The sequence below is a fragment of the Paraburkholderia sp. BR14320 genome, from assembly GCF_040948665.1.
In the GTDB taxonomy this organism is placed as follows: domain Bacteria; phylum Pseudomonadota; class Gammaproteobacteria; order Burkholderiales; family Burkholderiaceae; genus Paraburkholderia; species Paraburkholderia youngii.
On record NZ_JBFPKG010000002.1, the window covers coordinates 168,732 to 188,281 of the forward strand.

Here is a 19,550-nt window from a genome sequence, read left to right on the forward strand (position 1 = left end):
ACAACGCTCATTGAGCGGGGGCCGGCGGATTTTGCTGCTGCATCATTTGCTCCATCATCATCTGCATCATGTCCATGCGGTTTTCCATCATGTTCATGCGCTCGTTCGCGCCCGAGCCGCGCTTGCCGCTCTGAGCGCGATTGGTGGTGCCTCCCATCCCTTGCTGTCCCATCATGCCCATCATCATCGGGCCGCCCATCCCGTGCATCGACTGCATCGCGTCCTGCATGGTACGCATGTGTTCGTCCAGCAGCCGCTGGCGCGCTGCGGGATCCTTTGTGTGGCGGATTTCATCCATCTGCGCGAGCATCTTCTGCATCTGCCGGCGTGCTTCTTCAAGTCGGTCGGCGGATTGCGCAGCCGGTGCCGGTGGCGCGCCGGCGGAACTCTTCGGTGCGGATGCACCCGATTGCGCCGCTGACGCCGGGTGATGCGAGTCGTCGGCCTGCACATTGGCTGCCATGGCCAGTGCCGTGCTCACCGCGAACAGGGACAAGGCGGTTCTCATTTTCATGATGTCTGCTCCAGTCAATGGGATTCCATTTTGCGAAATGCGTGCGGCGCACCAGTTGACCAGGATCAACCGCGACGCAACATGAATGCTCCCGGCAGCATGAAGTCCGCGCAACGCGGGCTGCAGGTCGCTGGCGACGATCGCGGAGGCGTTTCGGTTGCGCGCGGGTGCCGCATCGGGCCACCGTTATGTGACGTCGCTTCGTCTGATCAACGAAGTGCGCGGTGCGTCATCCGTTAGGCTTACTGCTGACGCTGTGCGTATTGATCGGCGCCGGAAGGCGCGACTGATGCGCCATCGGTGATGAAGCTGCTATCGTATGACGTCAACTAGTGCGATGTCGGGAGCCTCAACATGCAACGTCGTGAGTTCATTAAATGTGCTGCGGCATGGACGGCCGCGACCGCACTGCCCATCTGGCCTGCATATGCTTTCGCAGCGAACCAGCCACAACTGCCAATTCCTCCCATTGTGGAGCCCGACGCCCAGGGACAGATAAACCTGAACGTCCAGGCAGGAAAGTCCAGGATCAAGGGAGCGAATTTGACGGCGACGTGGGGATTCAACGGTGCATTATTGGGACCAGCTTTGCGTTTGAAGCGCGGCAGCGGCACTACCATTCTGGTGCACAACAGATTGCCTGAGGCTATCGCCGTACACTGGCATGGCGTCGAAGTTCCCGGTACCGCTGATGGGGGGCCGCAGGCGCCAATCGATCCGGGCAACACCGGCATGGCTCAGTTCGTCGTTGATCAGCCGGCTGCAACCTGCTGGTTTCATCCGCATACCCACCACGTGAGCGGACACCAGGTCGCGATGGGGCTGGCCGGACTGATCCTGATCGAAGACGCCGAAAGCCGTGCCCTGAACATGCCGAAGACGTGGGGAGTAGATGATATTCCGGTCGTCCTGCAGGACAAAAGAATTAACAGCAAAGGGCAGATCGATTACAAACTGGATGTCATGAGTGCGGCAGTTGGCTGGTTTGGAAACGTGATGCTATCCAATGGCGTTGTCTACCCAAAGCATGTTGCCCCCCGTGGCTGGTTGCGCTTGCGCTTTCTGAATGGATGTAACGCCCGCTCGCTCAGACTGGCCATCAGTGACAAACGGCCTATGTACGTTATTGCCAGTGACGGCGGATTTCTCGGCGAACCAGTCAAGGTGGCGGAACTCCCGATATTAATGGGGGAGCGGTTCGAGGTTCTGGTCGATGCAACCGATGGCAGGCCATTTGACATCATGACGCTTCCGGTGCGCCAGATGGGGATGGTTTTGGCACCATTCGACAAGGAACTACCTGTTCTAAGAATCGAGGCAGTAACAGAGTTGGGGGCAGGCAGGATGCCGGATAAGCTGGTAGCCATTCCCGGCATACCGTCAACCGAACCGATGCCGCAGCGGACACTTCAACTGTCAATGGACCCAAATCTTGATATGTTGGGCATGGACGCGTTAATGGAAAAATACGGTGAGCAAGCGATGGCCGGTATCGATATGGTGGGTCATGGCATGGCCATGCATGACATGGGCGATATGCCCTCCGCGAAAGATATCAACCTGCATTCCGCTAACTTCATCAATGGACAGTCATTTGACATGACGAAGCCCATGTTTGACGTCAAGAGGGGGCAGTATGAAAGGTGGACTATTTCTGCGGAAGGAGACGCGATGTTGCATCCATTTCATATCCACGGAACTCAATTTCGGATCATCTCTGAGAATGGAAAACCTCCTGCGGATCACCGTCGTGGCTGGAAGGACACCGTGAATGTTGAAGGCGCGAAGAGTGAAGTTCTGGTGCGGTTTAACCAGTTGGCTCCGCCGGAAAGAGCGTATATGGCTCATTGCCATCTGCTGGAGCATGAAGACACGGGGATGATGACTTCATTTACTGTCAGTGCGTAGGAGTGTCGGCACGCGACAGCTTCGGCGCATCAGGAACTATCCCGTCGGCCGAAAACAGAGGCCCATCGCCGTCGCCCGGATACGCTGCCGAAACTCCGCAATTGGCGAGCACTCGACGAGGCGGTCGCGGGTCTGCTGCAACGTCACGGCCAAAACGGCAAGAGCCGTCCGCAGCGTCAGGATGTCATGGCAGACCCTGGCACCATTGAATATCATAATTTCGCCTGCGGCGATTGGACGCACCGGCGCCGCAAATCGGGTTCGCTGCGCCGGTTCCGGCTTTTCACGCTCGTACCGATGCGCTGTAACCCGCCTCCCGGATCGCGGAAACAAAGTCGTTCGCCGGACGCGTGGATTCGATGTGCACGGTTCGGGCTGCGATATCGACGTCGACTTTCGCCTGGGCGTCCACGTCTTTCACTGCCCTCGTGATCACGCCAGAGCAGTGTCCGCATGTCATATTGGGTACTTGCAGTTCCATGCTAAAACTCCATTTGTTAGTAAGACACTTGGATTTTCGACATTCCAACCGTGGGAAGGTCAAGGGCTTTTCGACCGACGCGGCATGTTCCAAGCGACAGTCGACGTTTTGGGGATTGGCAAGTCGAGGAACGAACGACCGCGTGCGCGGGAATTTCGGGCGCAAAGGTCGTTCACTGGCCTGAAGTTCGCGTAGACTGCTGAGCCGTGTCTCTCGATCTTCCTATTCAACACGGTATGCGTATCAACCTGCAAAGCGCTTTCGCCGCCGCCGTCGTATTTGCGGCAACCCAGTCCGCCATGGCGCAGACACCCAGGACAGTGCAACTGGAAGAGTTGACCTGGACCGAACTGCGCGATCAGATTCACGCAGGCAAGACTACGATCATCGTCCCCATCGGCGGGACGGAGCAAAGCGGACCGTACGTCGCGCTCGGCAAGCACAATGCGCGCGTCAAGGTGTTGTCGCAGCGCATCGCGGAACAACTCGGTAACGCGCTCGTCGCCACCGTGATTGCCTACGTTCCCGAGGGTGGCTATGCGCCGCCCACATCGCACATGCGTTTCCCCGGCACGATTACGGTGCCCGACGACGTATTCGAAAAGACCCTCGAGTCTGCCGCGAATAGTTTTAAGGTTCACGGTTTCACGAACATCGTTTTTCTCGGCGATCATGGCAGTTACCAGAACGACATCAAGCACGCGGTCGCGTATCTGAACAAGACGTGGGCCGGGTCGGGCGCGCGCGCGTTCGTCCCGCCGGAATATTACGCATCGAGTTCCGACGGCTACGCACAGATTCTGCGTCAGCGCGGCGTGCGTGACGACGAGATCGGCACGCACGCAGGACTGGCCGATACGTCATTGCTGCTGGCGGTCGCTCCGCAAATGGTGCGTGTCGAACGCTTGCGCAACGCGCCGAAGCCCGGTGCGACCGATGGCGTCTATGGCGGCGATCCGCGCCGCTCGAGCGTCGAGCTCGGGCAGCTCGGCGTCGATGCGATTGTCTCGCGCACAGTCGGCGCGATCAGGGCGGAGGTCGGCAGCCGCTAACACCGCCGGTTAGTCGTCTTGATCACCCGTTCATTCAATAACGAAAACTGCCATGAAATTGAATTCCAGCCGTTTGTCGCGCATCGCAACGTCGCTTGCCGCCGGGATGGCGGGTTGCTGGGCTGCGAGCGCGGTATTTGCCGCATCCGCCGTTTCGACCGCACCGGGAATGCCGCCCGTCGTGAATCCTGCCAACCTGTATGGCGAAGCGGGTGCAGGTCATATGAGCCCGGCAGTCGCGGGTGCGCTGTCGCGCATCTATGTGCCGAATCTGCGTTCGAACGACGTGTACGTGATCGATCCGGCCACGTTCAAGGTCGTGGACAAGTTTCGTGTCGGCTATAGCCCGCAGCACATCGTTCCGTCCTGGGATCTACAGACGCTGTGGGTCACCAACAACGCCGAAGGGCGTTCCGACGGCAGCCTGACGCCGATCGATCCGAAAACCGGCAAGCCCGGAAAAGAGGTGATGGTCGACGATCCGTACAACATGTATTTCACGCCGGACGGCAAGGAAGCGATTGTCGTCGCGGAAGCGCACGAGCGTCTCGACTTTCGCGATCCGCACACGATGGCGCTTAAATCGAGCCTGTCCGTGCCGGAGTGCAAGGGGATCAACCATGCCGACTTCTCGATCGACGGAAAATATGTGCTGTTCACGTGCGAGTTCGGCGGCAGGATCGCGAAGATCGATCTCGTGAATCGTAAGGTCGTCGGTTACCTCGATCTGAGTAAAAAGGGTATGCCGCAGGACATCCGCATTTCGGCGGACGGCAAGCTGTTTTACGTCGCGGACATGAAGGCCGACGGCGTGTTCGTCGTGGACGGCGACAGCTTCACGAAGATCGACTTCCTGAAGACAGGCGTCGGCGCACATGGCCTCTATCCGAGCCGCGATGGGACGAAGCTGTATGTCGCGAACCGTGGCTCCAATTTTGTTCATGGGCCGCGGCATGGCAAGGGCAGCGTATCGGTGATCGACTTCGCGACGCGCAAGGTCGTCGCAACGTGGCCGATTCCCGGCGGCGGCAGCCCGGACATGGGTAACGTCAGCCCGGACGGCAAGACGTTATGGCTCTCTGGCCGGTTCGACGATGTCGTCTACGTGATCGACACGACGACCGGTGTCGGAAAATCCATCCCTGTCGGCATGGAGCCACACGGGATGACCGTCTGGCCGCAACCTGGGCGCTATTCGCTCGGTCATACCGGCAATATGCGCTGACCAGCGGCGTTTCGGGTTACCTCCTCGATATCCCGAAAGACACCGGACCGGCACAGCCATTGTCCTGACGCTGCTCCTTTTGCACGGCAAGGCGAGGCTGGCAGAGAGGACGTCGATTGCAAGGCTCTGTCGCCGGTGTTCGTCGCATCAGGGCGGCGACGTGCAGCGCATCCGGTCACTCGACTGTCGAGCGAGGGAATCGCAATGTGAACGTCGTGCCTTGATCGCTGCTCCGAACGTCGACGGCGCCCCGATGAAGCTCCATGATGGATTTCACAATGGCAAGTCCCAGCCCCGCGTTCTTCGAGGAGCCGTGTCGGGACGTGTCGATTCGATAGAACCGCTCGAAAATCCTGTCCATATGCTCGGGTGCGATGGGACGTCCTTGATTGGTGACTTCGACGGACGTGTGTCCGGACGAATCAAATGAGGCCAGCATGACAGTCGAGCCCACAGACGCATGGTCCAATGCGTTGGAGATGAGATTACTCACCGCACGTCGAAATAATGTGGCGTCGGCAGATATCCGGGTGTCTCCTTCGACCACGATCGTGACGTTCTTGTCGTCGGCGATGCCTTGAAAATAGGAGGCCAGCCGACCCAGTTCGGTCGCTGCGTCAAAGCTCGATAACCTGAGATGTTGCCGCGCGTTATCGGTGCGGGCGAGAAACAACATGTTCTCGATCATCCGCTGCAGGCGTTCGCACTCCTCGATATTGGAGTCGATGAGCGTTTCGTATTCCTCGCGGGTTCTGGGCCGCGACAACGTGATTTGGGATGAACTGATGACGTTCGCGAGCGGCGTGCGCATGTCGTGGGCCAGATCGGACGAAAACTGCGACAGTCGGACAAATGCCCGTTCGAGTCGATCCAGCATGCGATTAACGGATAGGGCGAGTTCCCGCAATTCCACAGGGCCGCCTGCTATGTCGAGTCGCTCGTTCAGGTTGTGCGCCTCAATGCTCGACGTTTGTCGCCCGAGGCATTCAACAGGTTGGAGCCCACGGCGTGCAACTGCGTAGCCAAGTGCCCCGACCAGGATGGAGCCTGCCACCGCAGCAAACCAGATGTCGATCCGGTAGCTGTCAAGAAGCGAATGCCGGTCTGTTGCCGCTCGTACGAGCGATACCCGAACGATCTCGCCGGACGGGAGTTTTTCCTCAGCGAAGATGCAGCGGGAGGGTCCGATTCCCTCGGGAGAGCAGGCGTAGGGCGTGCGACTTGGGTACTGGTCAGTGATGACCGCCTTCAGCGACACACCTGGTTTGTCGGAATGCTCGACAAGCGGACTGTTTTTGCCGTCATAGATGCCCAGGTACACCCCGGGATGCGACAGGAGAACCTCGTGAAAAGCGCCAGGGTTCGCGCGGACAGCCTGCGTAGAACCGCTCGTGCGGACGAGTTGCAGAAACTGGCTAAGTTTGCCAGCAATCTCGATGTCGTCGCGCCGTGTCAGTTCCGTAGACAGAGACCGATAGAGGTAGGCGCCCGTCAGCGCAAAGACCAGTGCTGCGACCACGGCGAACGCAAGCGTCAGCCGCCGGAGCAGCGAATACGAGTGGCCGTCACTCACGAGCGGTCCTCGAGCACATACCCCATCCCGCGAATCGTATGAATGAGCTTCTTCTCGAAGGCGTTATCGATTTTGCCGCGTAGCCGCTTGATGGCTGCGTCGACGACGTTCGTGTCGCTGTCGAAGTTCATGTCCCAAATCTGCGAGGTGATGAAAGTACGGGTAAGCACCTCGCCTTCACGCTCGGCGAGCAGCTGGAGCAGAGCGAATTCCTGAGCGGTCAGCTCGATACGGTTGTCGCCGCGTCGCACGCGCCGCTTGATGAGGTCGATCTCGAGGTCGGCGATGAGCAGGATGTCGCGAACATGCCGTGGAGCACGTCGCAGCAGCGACCGGATACGGGCGAGGAACTCGGCGTAAGCAAAGGGCTTCAGCAGATAGTCATCGGCTCCGAGTTCGAGCCCAGTGACCTTGTCCTCAATCGCCTCTCTGGCGGTCAGGAGGAGCACCGGAGTCTGCTTCTGGCCCCGAAGGCGCTTGAGTACCTCGAAGCCGTCCATCTCCGGCAGCATGACATCGAGGACAACGAGGTCGAAGTTTTCGTGCAGGGCGAGGAACAGGCCATCCCGACCGTTCTCGGCGACGTCAACCGTGTAGCTCGCCTCAATCAACCCTTTTCGGAGGTACGACGCCATTTTGGGTTCGTCTTCGACAATCAGTATCCGCATGGCAATTGGGGCTGGCTGCTGTTGGGGCTGGGCAGTTTAATTCCGGAGCATATGAGCGCCGGCATGCGCAAAATATGACCGCTGGATGACAATTTTTTCATGAAACGCTGGCGGCAGGATCATCTGTTTCGGAAAATTCAATGTCCACACGCATGGTGCCTTGCTGCGTGAAAATTCTGTCATTTTGTGGTCACGCCGTCGTCGCACTGGCGGCGATAAGCTCCAGCCGTCCATCGTAAAGGGGGAATTGACTCCGGTTACACCCTGACACGTTCTTGACCTTTCAGGCTTAATAGCTGCGTGCTAGACTCCGCTCCCATGTCATATTGGCGCAAGTTCTTCATCGTCGTGTTGTTGGCACTGAGCCTCCCGGTTCAGTCGTTCGCGGCTGTCTCGATGAAATGTATTGCGGCACGCGCCGATTTGAGCGAGCTGCCTTCCCTGCATGCCGAAAGGGACGCGCCCGCACATCATCACCATGACATGCAGGACATGGCGGTTGCCGACGACGGCCACCATCATCATCACCACGGCAGTACTGCTGATGCGCATTCGTGCTCCACGTGCGCGTCGTGCTGTCTCGGCATGGGTTTGCCCACTGTGCCAGCGCTTGCCGCTTCCACGCACGTTACGCGCGCTATCGTTGCCTTCCCGCCATCCGCCGGCGTCGTGTCATTCCTGACCGACGGTATCGAGCGGCCTCCACGCAGCCTTCCCGTCTAGTCCTTGCTCGCGGCGATCAGGCCGCAGCTTGAATCCGTACTGGCGGCCTCGCCTGGGCTCGCCGGATGACTTACGACGAGAAAACGTATGCGATTGATATCTGCAGCGCTGCTCGGCGCGGCGGCTTCCTTGCCGTCGCTCGCGCACGCCACGACAACAATTCCCGACCCAACGGACGCAGCAGCCTCGGTGCCGGCCATCACGGTGCCGGCCATCTTCGACGGATACCAACCCTATCGCGACGGCGATGGCCCGACGTGGCAACAACTCAATCGAGCCGTGATGGAGAAGCCCGTGAAGAAGGGGGGCGTGAAGTACGACGCCAAGCCCGTCGACGGCGGCGACAAGGGCCACTCGACACATGGGGAGTCCGTCAAGTGAAGAAGCAAGTCATTTCCACCCGGATGGGCGTGGGGATTGCCGTGATGGTTTTCCTCGCAGGCTGCACGACGTTCTCGAAAGATGGCGGATTCAATGCCGTCTCGTCCACTGCTTCGGAACGAATCGGGAAGGATGCCGTCATCGTCAAGACCGACGCGGACCGGGAATCCGCCGCAAGGCGGACGCAGGAGCTACTGGCAAAACCTTTGACCATGGACGATGCGGTGCAGGTCGCGCTGCTGAACAACCGCGGGCTCCAGGCTTCCTATGCAGAACTGGGGTTGTCGGAAGCAGACCTGGTGCAGGCCGGCCGACTTCCCAATCCGGGGTTCACCTTCAGCCGGACGCGCGCCAGCAATGGCGACCTGACTATCGGCCGAACGTTTTCGGCAGATGCTCTCAGCATTCTGACACTCCCGTTTGCCGCGCATATCGAGGGTCGCCGGTTCGAGCAGACCAAGCTTGAAACCGCCGATGCGATGCTCAAGGTGGCAGCGGATGCGCGCCGTGCATATGTCAATGCCGTTGCAGCCGAGCAGGCGGCAAAGTATGCAGAGCAGGTCCGGGACTCCGCGGACGCCGGCGCCGAGTTGGCGCTGCGCATGCGTCAGGCGGGCAATTTCAGCAAGCTCGACTACGCACGGGAGCAGGCCTTTTACGCCGATTCAGTCGCACAGTCTGCCAGGACGCGGCAGCAGGCCGTGGCTGCTCGCGAAAAGCTCACGCGCACGATGGGTTTGTGGGGCGCGGAAACCCAATATCAGCTTCCGGACCGCCTGCCCGACCTGCCGAAGGAGCGACCGGACCTCAAGGATCTGGAAAGCTATGCGATGCAGAACCGCCTGGACATTCAGGCGGCAAAACTGCAGACCCAGGGCGTTGCCTCGTCGCTGGGCCTCAGCAAGGCCACACGCTTCATTAACGCACTCGACGTTGGCTATCTGAACAACTACGAGACCGACAAGGGGCACGAGCGCGGCTACGAAATCAGCGTGGAAATACCCATTTTCGACTTCGGCAGCGTCAAGGTCGCCCGAGCGGAAGCCACCTACATGCGCTCGGTCAACCAACTGGCGCAGACGGCCATTGATGCGCGCTCGGAAGTTCGTGAGTCGTACCTGACATATGTGACCAGCTACGACGTTACCAAGCATTATCGAGACGAAGTCGTTCCGCTGCACAAGACCATCTCGGACGAGCTGCTCCTTCGGTACAACGGCATGCTCGCCAGCGTGTTCGAGTTGCTCGCCGATTCGCGCGAGCAGGTAAGCGCGGTCAACAGTTATATCGATGCGCTCAAGGATTACTGGCTGGCGGAAACGGACCTTCAGCAAGCGCTTGGCGGGCGTCTGCCTCCAGCGGGTGAGGCTCCGGCAGTGAAGGCGGGGCAAGCGGCCACCGCGGCGCAGCCCACAGTGCAATCTGCTTCGGCTCCTGCGGCGCAATCGGCGCCGGCAACGAATTCGGAAGGTAAATAACATGGTGTCCCGTCGACAATTTCTCAGCGGCTCGGGGGCCGCGCTTCTGGGTGCCGCGATGGTCAGCAAGGCGGGCGCCGCTTCGCTGCCTGAGGCGCCCACCATGGCCAAAGCGACCACCCAGCCGCCTCTCGTGCCTCCCAACGGCCGCCCGTACACGCCGGTTGCGACGCTCAATGGCTGGACATTGCCGTGGCGGATGAAGAACGGCTGGAAGGAATTCCATCTGACGGCCGAACCCGTCGTTCGCGAGATGGCGCCCGGGATGAACGCGAATCTCTGGGGTTACAACGGGCAAACGCCCGGTCCGACCATCGAGGCAGTCGAAGGGGACAAGGTCCGAATCTTCGTGACGAACAAGCTTCCCGAACACACGACCGTTCACTGGCACGGCATGCTGCTGCCCAACGGAATGGACGGAGTGGGGGGGCTCACCCAGCCGCATATCCCGCCAGGCAAGACGTTTGTGTATGAATTCCAGCTCGAGAAGCATGGCACGTTCATGTATCACCCGCATGCCGACGAGATGGTGCAGATGGCGATGGGGATGATGGGCACGTTCATCGTCCATCCGAGCGACCGCAGCGTGATGCCCGTTGATCGCGACTTCGTCTTTCTGCTGGCGGCCTACGACATTGATCCCGGCAGCTACACGCCGCGCGTCAATGAAATGACGGACTTCAACATGTGGACGTTCAACTCGCGCGTATTCCCCGGCATCGATCCGTTGCCGGTTCGAGCGGGTGACCGCGTGCGCATTCGGTTCGGCAATCTGACGATGACGAATCATCCGATTCACCTTCACGGCTACAGCTTCGAGGTGGCTGGTACCGACGGGGGATGGATCCCGCCCGGGGCCCGCTGGCCGGAGGTGACGACCGACGTGGCGGTGGGTCAGATGCGGGCGATCGAGTTCACGGCGAACCGTCCAGGCGATTGGGCATTTCATTGTCACAAGTCGCACCACACGATGAACGCGATGGGCCACCAGGTTCCCAACCTGATTGGCGTACCCCAGAAGGACCTGGCGAAACGCATCAACAAACTGGTGCCCGACTATATGGCGATGGGCAGCGCCGGCGGTGCGATGGGTGAGATGGAGATGCCGCTACCCGATAACACGTTGCCGATGATGACCGGTACCGGTCCGTTTGGACCGCTGGAGATGGGCGGCATGTTCACCGTCGTCAAGGTCCGGCAAGGGCTGGGCCGAAACGACTACCGCGACCCGGGCTGGTTCAGGCATCCGAAGGGAACCGTGGCCTATGAGTACACCGGCGAACTGCCGGACAGCTGAATCACAAGGCCGGGTTTGACCCGGCCGGCAATTTGATTACCTCAACTCTGGAGATAGCACGATGAAAAAAGCACTTGTTCTGATTGCGACGGGCTGCGCACTGGCGTTTTCCGCTGCGTCGTATGCAGCGGGCGACATGGGCAACATGGACATGAACGGTGGCGCGAAGCAAAGCGCTGATTCGAAGAACAGCATGTCGCATGGCGAAATCAAGAAGATCGATACTGCCAACGGCAAGCTGACCATCAAGCACGGTCCACTTGAGAACCTCGGCATGGAAGGGATGACGATGGTCTTCAAGGTCAAGGGTCCGGCAATGCTGTCGCAGGTGAAAGTTGGCGACAAGATCGATTTTGTGGCCGAGGAAGTGGACGGCGCACTCACCGTGGTGAAGCTGCAGAAGCAGTGACGGCATTCTGGGGTGACAGCGCTTTTTTTTTGCGCCCCATCTTAACCTTACGAGACGAAAGACAACATGCAGATACTGACTCTGAGGCATTTTGCAGGACTGGCCACCGCTGGCGTGATCGCGTTCGTGCCGCTCGCAGCGCTGGCACACGGAAAACTCGAAAGCGCGGCACCCGCATCGGACAGCACGGTCGACGTTGCGCCGGATGCGTTGCGCCTGACTTTCAACGAAGCCCTCGAACCGACATTCAGTTCGATAAAGGTATCCGACGCAAGCGGCGCTGCCGTCACGAAGGACAAGGCCAAGGTCGACGGGTCCGATCCGCGCATCATGACTGTCGCACTGCCGAAACTTGCATCGGGTAAGTACACCGTCCAGTGGGCCGTGATGACCGCCGATTCTCATAAGACTAAAGGCACATATGCCTTCCAAGTGAAGTGATGAACGACGGCTTCCTCGGCATCCTGCGCCTCGTTGCGGTAGCCATACAGAACGTCGGCTTCGCCGTCATCGTCGGGACGTTGCTCAGCAGCCAGTGGCTCGCCCGGGGCGAGTCTGACTGGCAAGTTGCGATTGGCAAACGTCTGCTCGGGACAGTGCGAATTGCATCCGTTGTCTCGCTGACCGCGAGCGCACTGTCATTCTGGGCGCACTGTGCATTGATGAGCGAGTCGACGCTATTCGAAGCTGGCCCCGCCGTATGGTCGATGGTCGTGGAAACCGGTTTTGGGCATGCGTGGCTGGTCGGCGCTGCCTTCACACTTTGTATCATCGGGTTGTCATTCCTCCGGTCAGGAAGCGAAACCCGCTTCCCGCTCCGGATGTGGATTGCTTTGGCGGGTGTCGCTCTTGCTCGCAGTAATGGCGGGCATCCAGTGGATTCAGGGCTTTTCGGCCTGCCGGTCTGGGTGGATTGGCTGCATTTGCTGGCTATCAGCGCGTGGGTCGGCCTCGTGCTCGTGACAACGTACGTGGTGATGCCCCAGCTGATTCGCGTACCCGGGAGCGAACGCCGGAACGGCGCCTCGTTCGTGCAGTCGCTCTCCGACGCGTCGACTTACGCATTGATTATCCTGTTCAGTACGGGCGCATACAACGGATGGCGTGGAGTCAACACGCCTTCAAATCTGCTCGAGTCGATATATGGACAGATTTTGTTGCTCAAGCTCGCACTGGTCCTGATTGCCGCTGCGCTCGGAGGACACAATCGCTTCTTCGAGATGCCCAAGTTGCTGTCCGCATTGAAGAATCCTTCTGCAGCCGCGCCTGCGAGGCCGCTGCGGCGTTTCGCTGCGGTGCTCCACATTGAGTCTATCGTGTTGGCCGGCGTGCTGATGGTGGCTGCCGTACTGGTCTCCAGTCCACTGCCAGGCACGACGTAAGCCATTAGGACTTGCATGTCTGCCCGAGGTTTGGAACCTTGGTGGTGGCTCGAAACAGGGTTGAAACTGGCTCCTCTTTCCCGGCGCGCAGCTCCAGGACTTGACCTTCCCACTATGGGAAGGTCAACACTGGTTGCAGTGTGGCGGATGAACCGCCTGGGAGAAAGTCATGAATATCGGCGAGGTCGCGAAATCTTCGGGCGTTTCGGCCAAGATGATTCGCCATTACGAGGAATCCGGGCTGATTCGTCCCGCGACGCGAACCGACTCGAACTATCGGATCTACTCGGCGCGGGATGTCGAGGTCCTGCGATTCGTACGCAGGGCACGGCATCTCGGCTTCTCCACCAGGCAAATTTCCACATTGCTGGCACTTTGGGAAGACCGCGAACGGCCCAGCGGCGAGGTCAAGCAAATGGTTACGCAGCACATCGGTGATCTGGACGAGCGCATCCGCGAACTCGTTGAGATGCGGGATACGCTCCAGTATCTGGCCGAGCACTGCAAGGGAGACTCGCGCCCGGACTGCCCGATTCTGGCGGAACTGGCTGGCCAACTGCGTTGCAGTTGATCCAGGACAGGGTATAGGTCACAGAAACCGTGTACGAATGAACCAACCGTAAATGGAGTTGGGAAATGGAACTCGAAATCAAGGATATGACGTGCGGCCACTGTACAGGCGTTGTGACGAAGGCCATCAAGGTTGTCGATGCAAACGCGCAGGTCCATATTGACCTGACCGCCAGGGTTGTCCGCGTTTTATCGGGGCATGCACCGGGCGATTTCATCTCGGCCATCCAGAAGGCCGGATATAGTCCTGCCGAACTTTGCTGATTTGCCGGGTCTCACCAACCCCGGTTACGGCGACGCAAATGCGTGCGTCTTCAATGCAAACCGGATCGGGCGGAGCCCTGCTGTGAGTCGAAGGCAGCCTCTGCGGGTATCAAGGGAGCCTCAAGATGGACAACAGTCAAGGCAGCAAAGACAGGTCTTATCACCAACGGAATTCCGGGCACTCATCGTCGGGCGCGCATCACTCGCACGGAGCAGATGAACACGATGGGTGCACCGAACACGAACACGAGCACGGCGCTCGTGCCCATCATGGTGACAGCAACCACGCGCATACGGGGGCCGTCGAATCACTTCGAGACCCGGTCTGCGGGATGAAAGTGACAAACGACTCCAGCTTTCATTGCGAGCACGGCGGCAAGGAATACTACTTCTGCAGCGACGCATGTTTGACCAAGTTTCAGTCTGTCCCGGAGAAGTACGTCGAGGCCCCATCAGCCGAGCCTGCGCGACCAGCACCTGTGGGCACAATCTATACGTGCCCGATGCACCCGGAAATACGCCAGGACCATCCAGGCCAGTGCCCCAAGTGCGGCATGACCCTGGAACCGATTCTGCCCAGCATCGACGAAGGCGAAAATCCAGAGCTGATCGATTTTCGGCGTCGCTTCTGGTGGACGCTGCCGCTGACTGCAGTCGTCTTCGTGCTGGCGATGTTCGGCCATCGGCTTGGATTGATGTCTGCGGTGACCGGAAGCTGGGTTGAGTTTATCCTTTCCACTCCTGTCGTCCTGTGGGCCGGTTTCCCGTTTTTTGAACGGTGCGTGCGCTCGTTCATCAACCGTAGTCCAAACATGTGGACACTCATCGGGCTCGGTACAGGTGCCGCCTACATTTACAGCGTCGTCGCCACCATCTTCCCGGGCGTATTTCCTGAGACGTACAGCGCACACGGCCGGGTCAGCGTCTATTTCGAAGCTGCAGCAGTCATCATTTCGCTGACGCTTCTCGGGCAACTCCTCGAACTGAAGGCTCGCTCCCAAACGTCTGCCGCCATCAAGGCGCTTCTCGGGCTTGCGCCAAAGACTGCCCGGCGCATCAACCCGGACGGCTCCGAAGAGGATGTCCCGTTGTCCGATGTGCACGTAGGAGACTTGCTTCGAGTGCGACCGGGCGAGAAAGTCCCGGTGGATGGCGTCGTGACTGAGGGGGCAAGTTCGCTCGATGAATCCATGATTACCGGGGAGCCCATTCCCGTGACGAAGCGCGTTGGCGACCATGTCATCGGGGCGACGATGAATGCGAGCGGAAGTCTGGTCATCCGGTCCGAAAAGGTCGGATCCCAGACCGTGCTGTCGCAAATCGTCCAGATGGTCGCGCAGGCACAACGGTCCAGGGCGCCCATGCAGCGGATGGCCGACAAGGTTGCCGGCGTTTTCGTCGTTGTGGTCGTCGGTATCGCGCTGCTGACGTTCCTGTTGTGGTGCCTGTTTGGGCCCGAGCCCAGTCTGGTATTTGGTCTCATCAACGCGGTCGCGGTGCTGATTATCGCGTGCCCCTGCGCGCTTGGCCTCGCCACGCCGATGTCCATCATGGTCGCCAGCGGCAAAGGAGCATCAAACGGGATTCTCTTTCGCGATGCAGCCGCCATTGAAAATCTGCGCAAAGTCGACGTGCTCATTGTCGACAAGACAGGAACACTGACTGAAGGTCGTCCAGCCTTCGAGCGAGCCGTGGGCACAAATGGCTACACGGCTGACGACGTGCTTCGACTGGCGGCGAGTGTTGATCAGGGTAGCGAGCATCCGCTTGCCGCTGCGATTGTCGCGGCTGCCCGCTCGAAGCAACTGGTTCTCGAACGTGCGGAGGACTTCGAATCAGCGACAGGCATAGGTGTGCGGGCAGTCGTTGCGGGCCGCAAGGTGGCATTGGGCAACACGACGCTTATGCAGACCGATTCCGTAGCGGTCGAGCCGCTAGCCACCGAAGCGGACAGCATGCGGGTAGAGGGGGCAAGCGTCATGTTCCTGGCTGTTGACGGTCGCCTGGCCGGTCTACTGTCCGTCGCCGACCCGATCAAGGCAACGACGCCGGAAGCACTCGCGACGTTGAAAGAGAACGGCATTCGTGTTGTGATGGCGACCGGCGACGGTGTGGTGACGGCAAAGGCCGTTGCCGGGAAGCTCGGTGTCGATGAATTCCACGGCGAGGTCAAGCCGGCCGACAAACTCGATCTGGTGACGAAACTTCAACATGAAGGGCATGTTGTGGCAATGGCTGGAGACGGTATTAATGATGCGCCGGCCCTTGCGAAGGCTGATGTGGGCGTTGCCATGGGAACAGGCACAGACGTGGCGATGAGTAGCGCGCAGGTGACTCTCGTGAAGGGTGACTTGCGCGGCATCGCGCGGGCTCGGGAATTGTCCGAAGCAACCGTTTCAAATATGAAGCAGAACCTTGGCTTCGCGTTCATTTATAACGCGCTTGGCGTTCCGCTCGCTGCCGGGGTGCTTTTCCCGTTTACCGGTTTGGTACTTTCGCCGATGATTGCAGCGCTTGCCATGAGCCTGAGTTCCGCTTCAGTGGTCTCCAACGCACTGAGGCTGCGTAACGCGCGCATTTAGAATTGATGTTGCCCGAGACGGTTTGCATCCTCAGGCGATGCGTGATTGCGCGACCATCACGCATCGCTGCTGCCCGGCCTGCGTGGGCGGTCGGTTTGTGCCGGTTTCAGCGTGATCTCGCGCGATGTGCGTCGACACCCGAGCACACCGCACGGCAGTCAGGCTCTGGTCTAGCTGGACTTCCCGGAACCCTGTAGCGGCCAGCCGATAAATGCGAGCACCCAGAGCCCCACCAGGTTCAGCAGCGGTATTACTGCCAGAACTGCCCACAACGGGGAGAGGCCGATCCGTGACAGAATCCTCGCGATTGGGTAGACCAAGACTAGCGCCAATATCAGACAGACGATCCAGTTTGCGGCGACGTATCCGGCTATGCCGGACCAGTGAGTCATCACGATGCACCTCCTCGGCTGTGATCGACGCCCATCTCCGTTGACGGAAGCCATCTCATTCGACAACCGGGCGTCTGTGAACCCTGCCCATCGGACAAGCGCCGTCCGCGACGGCGTTGCCCGATTATACCGGGCACTTGACGCGCTCACCGGCCACAAGCTGACGATTTCTACTGATGTGCGCATCTGTTCCATTATCACCGCGACTACCCATCACAAGTATCGCCAGGGCGAATGCAGGAGGTTATGCACTGGTCGAGCCACTCGTCAAAGTGCGGAAGTAGCGATTGATTGATTTGCCCGGTAGGGTGCAAAGAAGCAGCGAAGGCGCTGACCGCATGAGAAATCACTCACCTCCGTGCTTGGCCTCCCACCGTTGCATGAACGCAATTTCATCCTTCTGCGCCTTGATGATGTTTTTCGCCAGCTTCTTCAACTCGGGGTCCTTTCCATACTTCAGTTCTACCTCCGCCATGTCAATGGCACCCTGGTGGTGAGGAATCATGTGCGCAACGAAGTCTTTGTCGGCATTACCGGTATAAGGTGGCGACTGCATCTGCTGCATCATCTTCTGGTCGGCACTTTTGAAGGCCTCTGTGGAACCGGTTGACCCGGCATCTGAAGAGTTCCCCATGTTCATTCCCGGCATGGACGCTCCCTGTTGAGCCAATGCTGGACCGGCAGAAAGACCAAGTACGAACGCCGCGCACACCGCCGTCGACCAAGCTCGAGTTCGCGTTTGCATATTCACCTCCTTTGCAAAATCAATGTTGCTGGTGAGAGCCGGGGCCATGCCCCGGCGAATGATGTTCGTGGGAATCTGCCCGGTGCCCAGCACCGTGATGGTCATGTTCGCCGCGTTCCATCGTCCGCATCATTTCGGGACCACCTGTCCTGAAGAACACAAACGTCAATATCATGAACACGACACCGAAACCGATGTTGAGTATGGCGGTGTAGTTGAAGGAAATAGTCGCATCGACCATCGCTGTCCGATGTTCACGCGGAATCAAGCCGGCCAACTGGAACACCGCCTCCACGATAAGCGCTGCCACGACCATTGCGATATAAAAGGTTACGGCCATGAACACAGTCATCTTGCCGCCGTAGTACTTCCGGTAGATGTTCAGGATGGGAAGGATGATGAGGTCACCGAATATGAACGAGGCGACGCCACCAAAGCTGATGCCCCCTTTCCACAGAACCGCTGCCAACGGTACGTTTCCGACGGAACAGGTGAATGAGGCAACTGCGATGAGCGGGCCGATGAAAGCGCCCCAAATCATTGCGACGGTCGGACGATTTGCCAGGAAAAACTTCTGCCAGAAACTGTCCGGTACCCAGGCGGCTATGGCACCGGCAACAAGTAGCCCGATGCCAATGTCACGCCATAGCATGGCCCAGTTCATCACATAGCTATGACTGATTGCCCTCCAGCCGTCCCTTGATGTGAGCCGCTCTTTCCACGTTCCCTTCTGTTCGCCCATCGACATGGCAGCATGCCCTTCCATACTGCCGGCGACACCTTTGTTCGCCTGGTCGATAGCCTGGTTTCGCAGCGAATCGCGCAGGAAGAATCGAAACAGCAGGACGAGCACACCAATCATGATGGTGCCACCGACGAACTCCGCGGCGGCGAACTGCCAGGCAATCAGTATCCACATCAGCACGCCCAGCTCAAGCACCAGATTGGTCGCAGCGAACTGGAATGCCATGGCAGCGGTAAAGTCGGCTCCTTTGCGAACCATGGAGCGCGCCATGGCGACGGCTGCATAGGAGCACGATGACGACGCTGCGCCAAACAGGCTCGCGCGCACCAGCGAACGCAAGGAGGCGTCCGGAAGCAGCTTCGACATCTCGGACTTCGAGACCGTCACCTCAATCACGGCGGAAAACAGGAAGCCGAGGCTGAGCCCCCAGAAAATCTGCCAGAACATGGTGAAGGACATCCACAGGGCATGACCCAGTGCGCTGAGAATGTGCATCACGAACTCCGTGAATTGCGCTCCTACGACAATGGTGCGCGATCGCAAAAAATAGATATCGTGAGGTGACTTTCCTACCTTGATGGTGCTCACGAACGGGTAAAGCGGAAGGTATCCCTCAGGTATCGTCGGTCTGGGGCAGCTCCATTTCGTCCGGCCTCAGCAGCAAACCCGTGATGGTACCTACGTTCATCAGCGAATTCTGGTCAAGGGTGCTCATGGTATTGCCGCCGCGATTCGTGACGAGCACGTGCTGACCGTAAGCGAGCGAGCGAACAGAAATCGTGTGCCCCCTTCTCGGTGTGGATGGCCTTCACAATTTTCTGGGCGCGCCAGTCGATAACAGTGACGTAGTCAGCAATCGTCATGCCTTCCGGCAGATATTTGTCGCCGCGAGTCGGCCACAGCCATAGCCCCGCAGAAGCCTTGCCGACCGGCATCTCTTCCACAGCGCGGTCTGCGTCGCCAGGTCAATCGCCGCGTACTTGCCCGAGACCTGTAGCGTAGACTTGGTTGATTCTTGGGGGGCAGCCCAATTGAAAGTTCTGACCCCAAGATATGCGGATTGGCGTCTCTGGATCCCATTGAAAATCATGAGACGAGACAAGGTCCGTCTCTTGTTCACAAACCTGGGATTAGCGAGCACGTTACCCGGAATGCCAATCG

The 19,550-nt window shown here is 59.2% G+C and carries 19 protein-coding genes and 1 pseudogene; 12 read left to right on the forward strand and 8 right to left on the reverse strand.

Translation table 11 applies throughout. The features are described from left to right. Window positions 1–7: 7 nt before the first annotated feature. On the reverse strand, window positions 8–583 hold the full coding sequence (locus AB3X89_RS03445; protein ID WP_368581840.1) for a hypothetical protein: 576 nt from the start codon (window positions 581–583) through the stop codon (window positions 8–10). A gap of 285 nt (window positions 584–868) precedes the next feature. Between AB3X89_RS03445 and cueO the strand changes: the two genes are divergently transcribed. After that, window positions 869–2,422 carry a multicopper oxidase CueO gene (gene cueO, locus AB3X89_RS03450; protein ID WP_368581841.1) on the forward strand — a complete coding sequence of 518 codons (1,554 nt, stop codon included), beginning with the start codon at window positions 869–871 and terminating at the stop codon, window positions 2,420–2,422. Window positions 2,423–2,705: 283 nt separating this feature from the next. On the opposite strand, the gene AB3X89_RS03455 is transcribed toward cueO, so the two are convergent. Beyond that, the gene (locus AB3X89_RS03455; RefSeq protein ID WP_368581842.1) at window positions 2,706–2,903 is read right to left on the reverse strand and encodes a heavy-metal-associated domain-containing protein; all 198 of its coding nucleotides are present in this window, start codon (window positions 2,901–2,903) and stop codon (window positions 2,706–2,708) included. 236 nt (window positions 2,904–3,139) lie between these two features. Between AB3X89_RS03455 and AB3X89_RS03460 the strand changes: the two genes are divergently transcribed. Then, window positions 3,140–3,955, forward strand: coding sequence for a creatininase family protein (locus AB3X89_RS03460; protein WP_368581843.1), 816 nt, complete (start codon window positions 3,140–3,142; stop codon window positions 3,953–3,955). A 106-nt stretch (window positions 3,956–4,061) separates the two neighbouring features. Further along, complete coding sequence (locus AB3X89_RS03465) at window positions 4,062–5,180, forward strand: hypothetical protein (protein ID WP_368581957.1); 1,119 nt, start codon at window positions 4,062–4,064, stop codon at window positions 5,178–5,180. Window positions 5,181–5,355: 175 nt separating this feature from the next. On the opposite strand, the gene AB3X89_RS03470 is transcribed toward AB3X89_RS03465, so the two are convergent. The 3 genes from AB3X89_RS03470 to AB3X89_RS03480 all read right to left on the reverse strand — a co-directional run bounded on the left by AB3X89_RS03470 (window position 5,356) and on the right by AB3X89_RS03480 (window position 7,973). After that, a complete protein-coding gene (locus tag AB3X89_RS03470) occupies window positions 5,356–6,753 on the reverse strand; it encodes a heavy metal sensor histidine kinase (protein WP_368581844.1) in 1,398 nt (465 codons plus the stop codon). Then, window positions 6,750–7,421 (reverse strand): heavy metal response regulator transcription factor, encoded by a 672-nt coding sequence (locus AB3X89_RS03475; RefSeq protein ID WP_368581845.1) that lies wholly within the window; start codon window positions 7,419–7,421, stop codon window positions 6,750–6,752. The genes AB3X89_RS03470 and AB3X89_RS03475 overlap by 4 nt, the downstream gene beginning before the upstream one ends. A gap of 321 nt (window positions 7,422–7,742) precedes the next feature. Continuing rightward, the gene (locus AB3X89_RS03480; protein ID WP_368581846.1) at window positions 7,743–7,973 is read right to left on the reverse strand and encodes a hypothetical protein; all 231 of its coding nucleotides are present in this window, start codon (window positions 7,971–7,973) and stop codon (window positions 7,743–7,745) included. Between the two features lie 258 nt (window positions 7,974–8,231). Here AB3X89_RS03480 and AB3X89_RS03485 point away from each other — a divergent pair, with 258 nt between their 5' ends. From AB3X89_RS03485 to AB3X89_RS03525, 9 genes are all read left to right on the forward strand, one after another. Continuing rightward, entirely contained in the window at window positions 8,232–8,525 is a 294-nt protein-coding gene (locus AB3X89_RS03485) for a hypothetical protein (RefSeq protein WP_368581847.1), read from the forward strand. Window positions 8,526–8,548: 23 nt separating this feature from the next. Further along, window positions 8,549–10,003 (forward strand): TolC family protein, encoded by a 1,455-nt coding sequence (locus AB3X89_RS03490; protein WP_368581958.1) that lies wholly within the window; start codon window positions 8,549–8,551, stop codon window positions 10,001–10,003. A gap of 1 nt (window position 10,004) precedes the next feature. Continuing rightward, entirely contained in the window at window positions 10,005–11,300 is a 1,296-nt protein-coding gene (locus tag AB3X89_RS03495; RefSeq protein ID WP_368581848.1) for a multicopper oxidase domain-containing protein, read from the forward strand. 61 nt (window positions 11,301–11,361) lie between these two features. Next, window positions 11,362–11,709 (forward strand): copper-binding protein, encoded by a 348-nt coding sequence (locus tag AB3X89_RS03500; RefSeq protein WP_368581849.1) that lies wholly within the window; start codon window positions 11,362–11,364, stop codon window positions 11,707–11,709. Between the two features lie 66 nt (window positions 11,710–11,775). After that, window positions 11,776–12,150 (forward strand): copper homeostasis periplasmic binding protein CopC, encoded by a 375-nt coding sequence (gene copC / locus AB3X89_RS03505; protein ID WP_368581850.1) that lies wholly within the window; start codon window positions 11,776–11,778, stop codon window positions 12,148–12,150. Next, window positions 12,150–13,091 (forward strand): copper resistance D family protein, encoded by a 942-nt coding sequence (locus AB3X89_RS03510; RefSeq protein WP_368581851.1) that lies wholly within the window; start codon window positions 12,150–12,152, stop codon window positions 13,089–13,091. The genes copC and AB3X89_RS03510 overlap by 1 nt, the downstream gene beginning before the upstream one ends. Before the next feature lie 169 nt (window positions 13,092–13,260). Continuing rightward, entirely contained in the window at window positions 13,261–13,662 is a 402-nt protein-coding gene (gene cueR, locus AB3X89_RS03515; protein WP_368581852.1) for a Cu(I)-responsive transcriptional regulator, read from the forward strand. Between the two features lie 65 nt (window positions 13,663–13,727). Beyond that, on the forward strand, window positions 13,728–13,925 hold the full coding sequence (locus AB3X89_RS03520; RefSeq protein ID WP_368581853.1) for a heavy-metal-associated domain-containing protein: 198 nt from the start codon (window positions 13,728–13,730) through the stop codon (window positions 13,923–13,925). A gap of 125 nt (window positions 13,926–14,050) precedes the next feature. Then, window positions 14,051–16,507, forward strand: a complete 2,457-nt coding sequence (locus AB3X89_RS03525; protein WP_368581854.1) for a heavy metal translocating P-type ATPase — start codon at window positions 14,051–14,053, stop codon at window positions 16,505–16,507. A gap of 738 nt (window positions 16,508–17,245) precedes the next feature. Here AB3X89_RS03525 and AB3X89_RS03530 read toward each other — a convergent pair. From AB3X89_RS03530 to AB3X89_RS03540, 3 genes and pseudogenes are all read right to left on the reverse strand, one after another. Continuing rightward, entirely contained in the window at window positions 17,246–17,644 is a 399-nt protein-coding gene (locus AB3X89_RS03530) for a DUF305 domain-containing protein (protein WP_368581959.1), read from the reverse strand. Window positions 17,645–17,663: 19 nt separating this feature from the next. Then, on the reverse strand, window positions 17,664–18,884 hold the full coding sequence (locus AB3X89_RS03535; protein ID WP_368581960.1) for a permease: 1,221 nt from the start codon (window positions 18,882–18,884) through the stop codon (window positions 17,664–17,666). Window positions 18,885–18,932: 48 nt separating this feature from the next. Next, window positions 18,933–19,389: pseudogene (locus tag AB3X89_RS03540) on the reverse strand (YncE family protein); the annotation flags it as partial. Window positions 19,390–19,550: the final 161 nt, after the last annotated feature.

Coding starts and splice junctions, on each gene's coding strand:
- cueO (WP_368581841.1), top strand. CDS start 869: ATGCAACGTCGTGAGTTCATTAAATGTGCTGCGGCATGGACGGCCGCG.
- AB3X89_RS03455 (WP_368581842.1), bottom strand. CDS start 2,903: ATGGAACTGCAAGTACCCAATATGACATGCGGACACTGCTCTGGCGTG.
- AB3X89_RS03460 (WP_368581843.1), top strand. CDS start 3,140: ATGCGTATCAACCTGCAAAGCGCTTTCGCCGCCGCCGTCGTATTTGCG.
- AB3X89_RS03465 (WP_368581957.1), top strand. CDS start 4,062: ATGGCGGGTTGCTGGGCTGCGAGCGCGGTATTTGCCGCATCCGCCGTT.
- AB3X89_RS03475 (WP_368581845.1), bottom strand. CDS start 7,421: ATGCGGATACTGATTGTCGAAGACGAACCCAAAATGGCGTCGTACCTC.
- AB3X89_RS03480 (WP_368581846.1), bottom strand. CDS start 7,973: ATGCGCATCAGCAGTACTGCCGTGGTGATGATGATGGTGGCCGTCGTC.
- AB3X89_RS03485 (WP_368581847.1), top strand. CDS start 8,232: ATGCGATTGATATCTGCAGCGCTGCTCGGCGCGGCGGCTTCCTTGCCG.
- AB3X89_RS03490 (WP_368581958.1), top strand. CDS start 8,549: ATGGGCGTGGGGATTGCCGTGATGGTTTTCCTCGCAGGCTGCACGACG.
- AB3X89_RS03495 (WP_368581848.1), top strand. CDS start 10,005: ATGGTGTCCCGTCGACAATTTCTCAGCGGCTCGGGGGCCGCGCTTCTG.
- AB3X89_RS03500 (WP_368581849.1), top strand. CDS start 11,362: ATGAAAAAAGCACTTGTTCTGATTGCGACGGGCTGCGCACTGGCGTTT.
- copC (WP_368581850.1), top strand. CDS start 11,776: ATGCAGATACTGACTCTGAGGCATTTTGCAGGACTGGCCACCGCTGGC.
- AB3X89_RS03510 (WP_368581851.1), top strand. CDS start 12,150: ATGAACGACGGCTTCCTCGGCATCCTGCGCCTCGTTGCGGTAGCCATA.
- cueR (WP_368581852.1), top strand. CDS start 13,261: ATGAATATCGGCGAGGTCGCGAAATCTTCGGGCGTTTCGGCCAAGATG.
- AB3X89_RS03520 (WP_368581853.1), top strand. CDS start 13,728: ATGGAACTCGAAATCAAGGATATGACGTGCGGCCACTGTACAGGCGTT.
- AB3X89_RS03525 (WP_368581854.1), top strand. CDS start 14,051: ATGGACAACAGTCAAGGCAGCAAAGACAGGTCTTATCACCAACGGAAT.
- AB3X89_RS03530 (WP_368581959.1), bottom strand. CDS start 17,644: ATGCAAACGCGAACTCGAGCTTGGTCGACGGCGGTGTGCGCGGCGTTC.
- AB3X89_RS03535 (WP_368581960.1), bottom strand. CDS start 18,884: ATGCACATTCTCAGCGCACTGGGTCATGCCCTGTGGATGTCCTTCACC.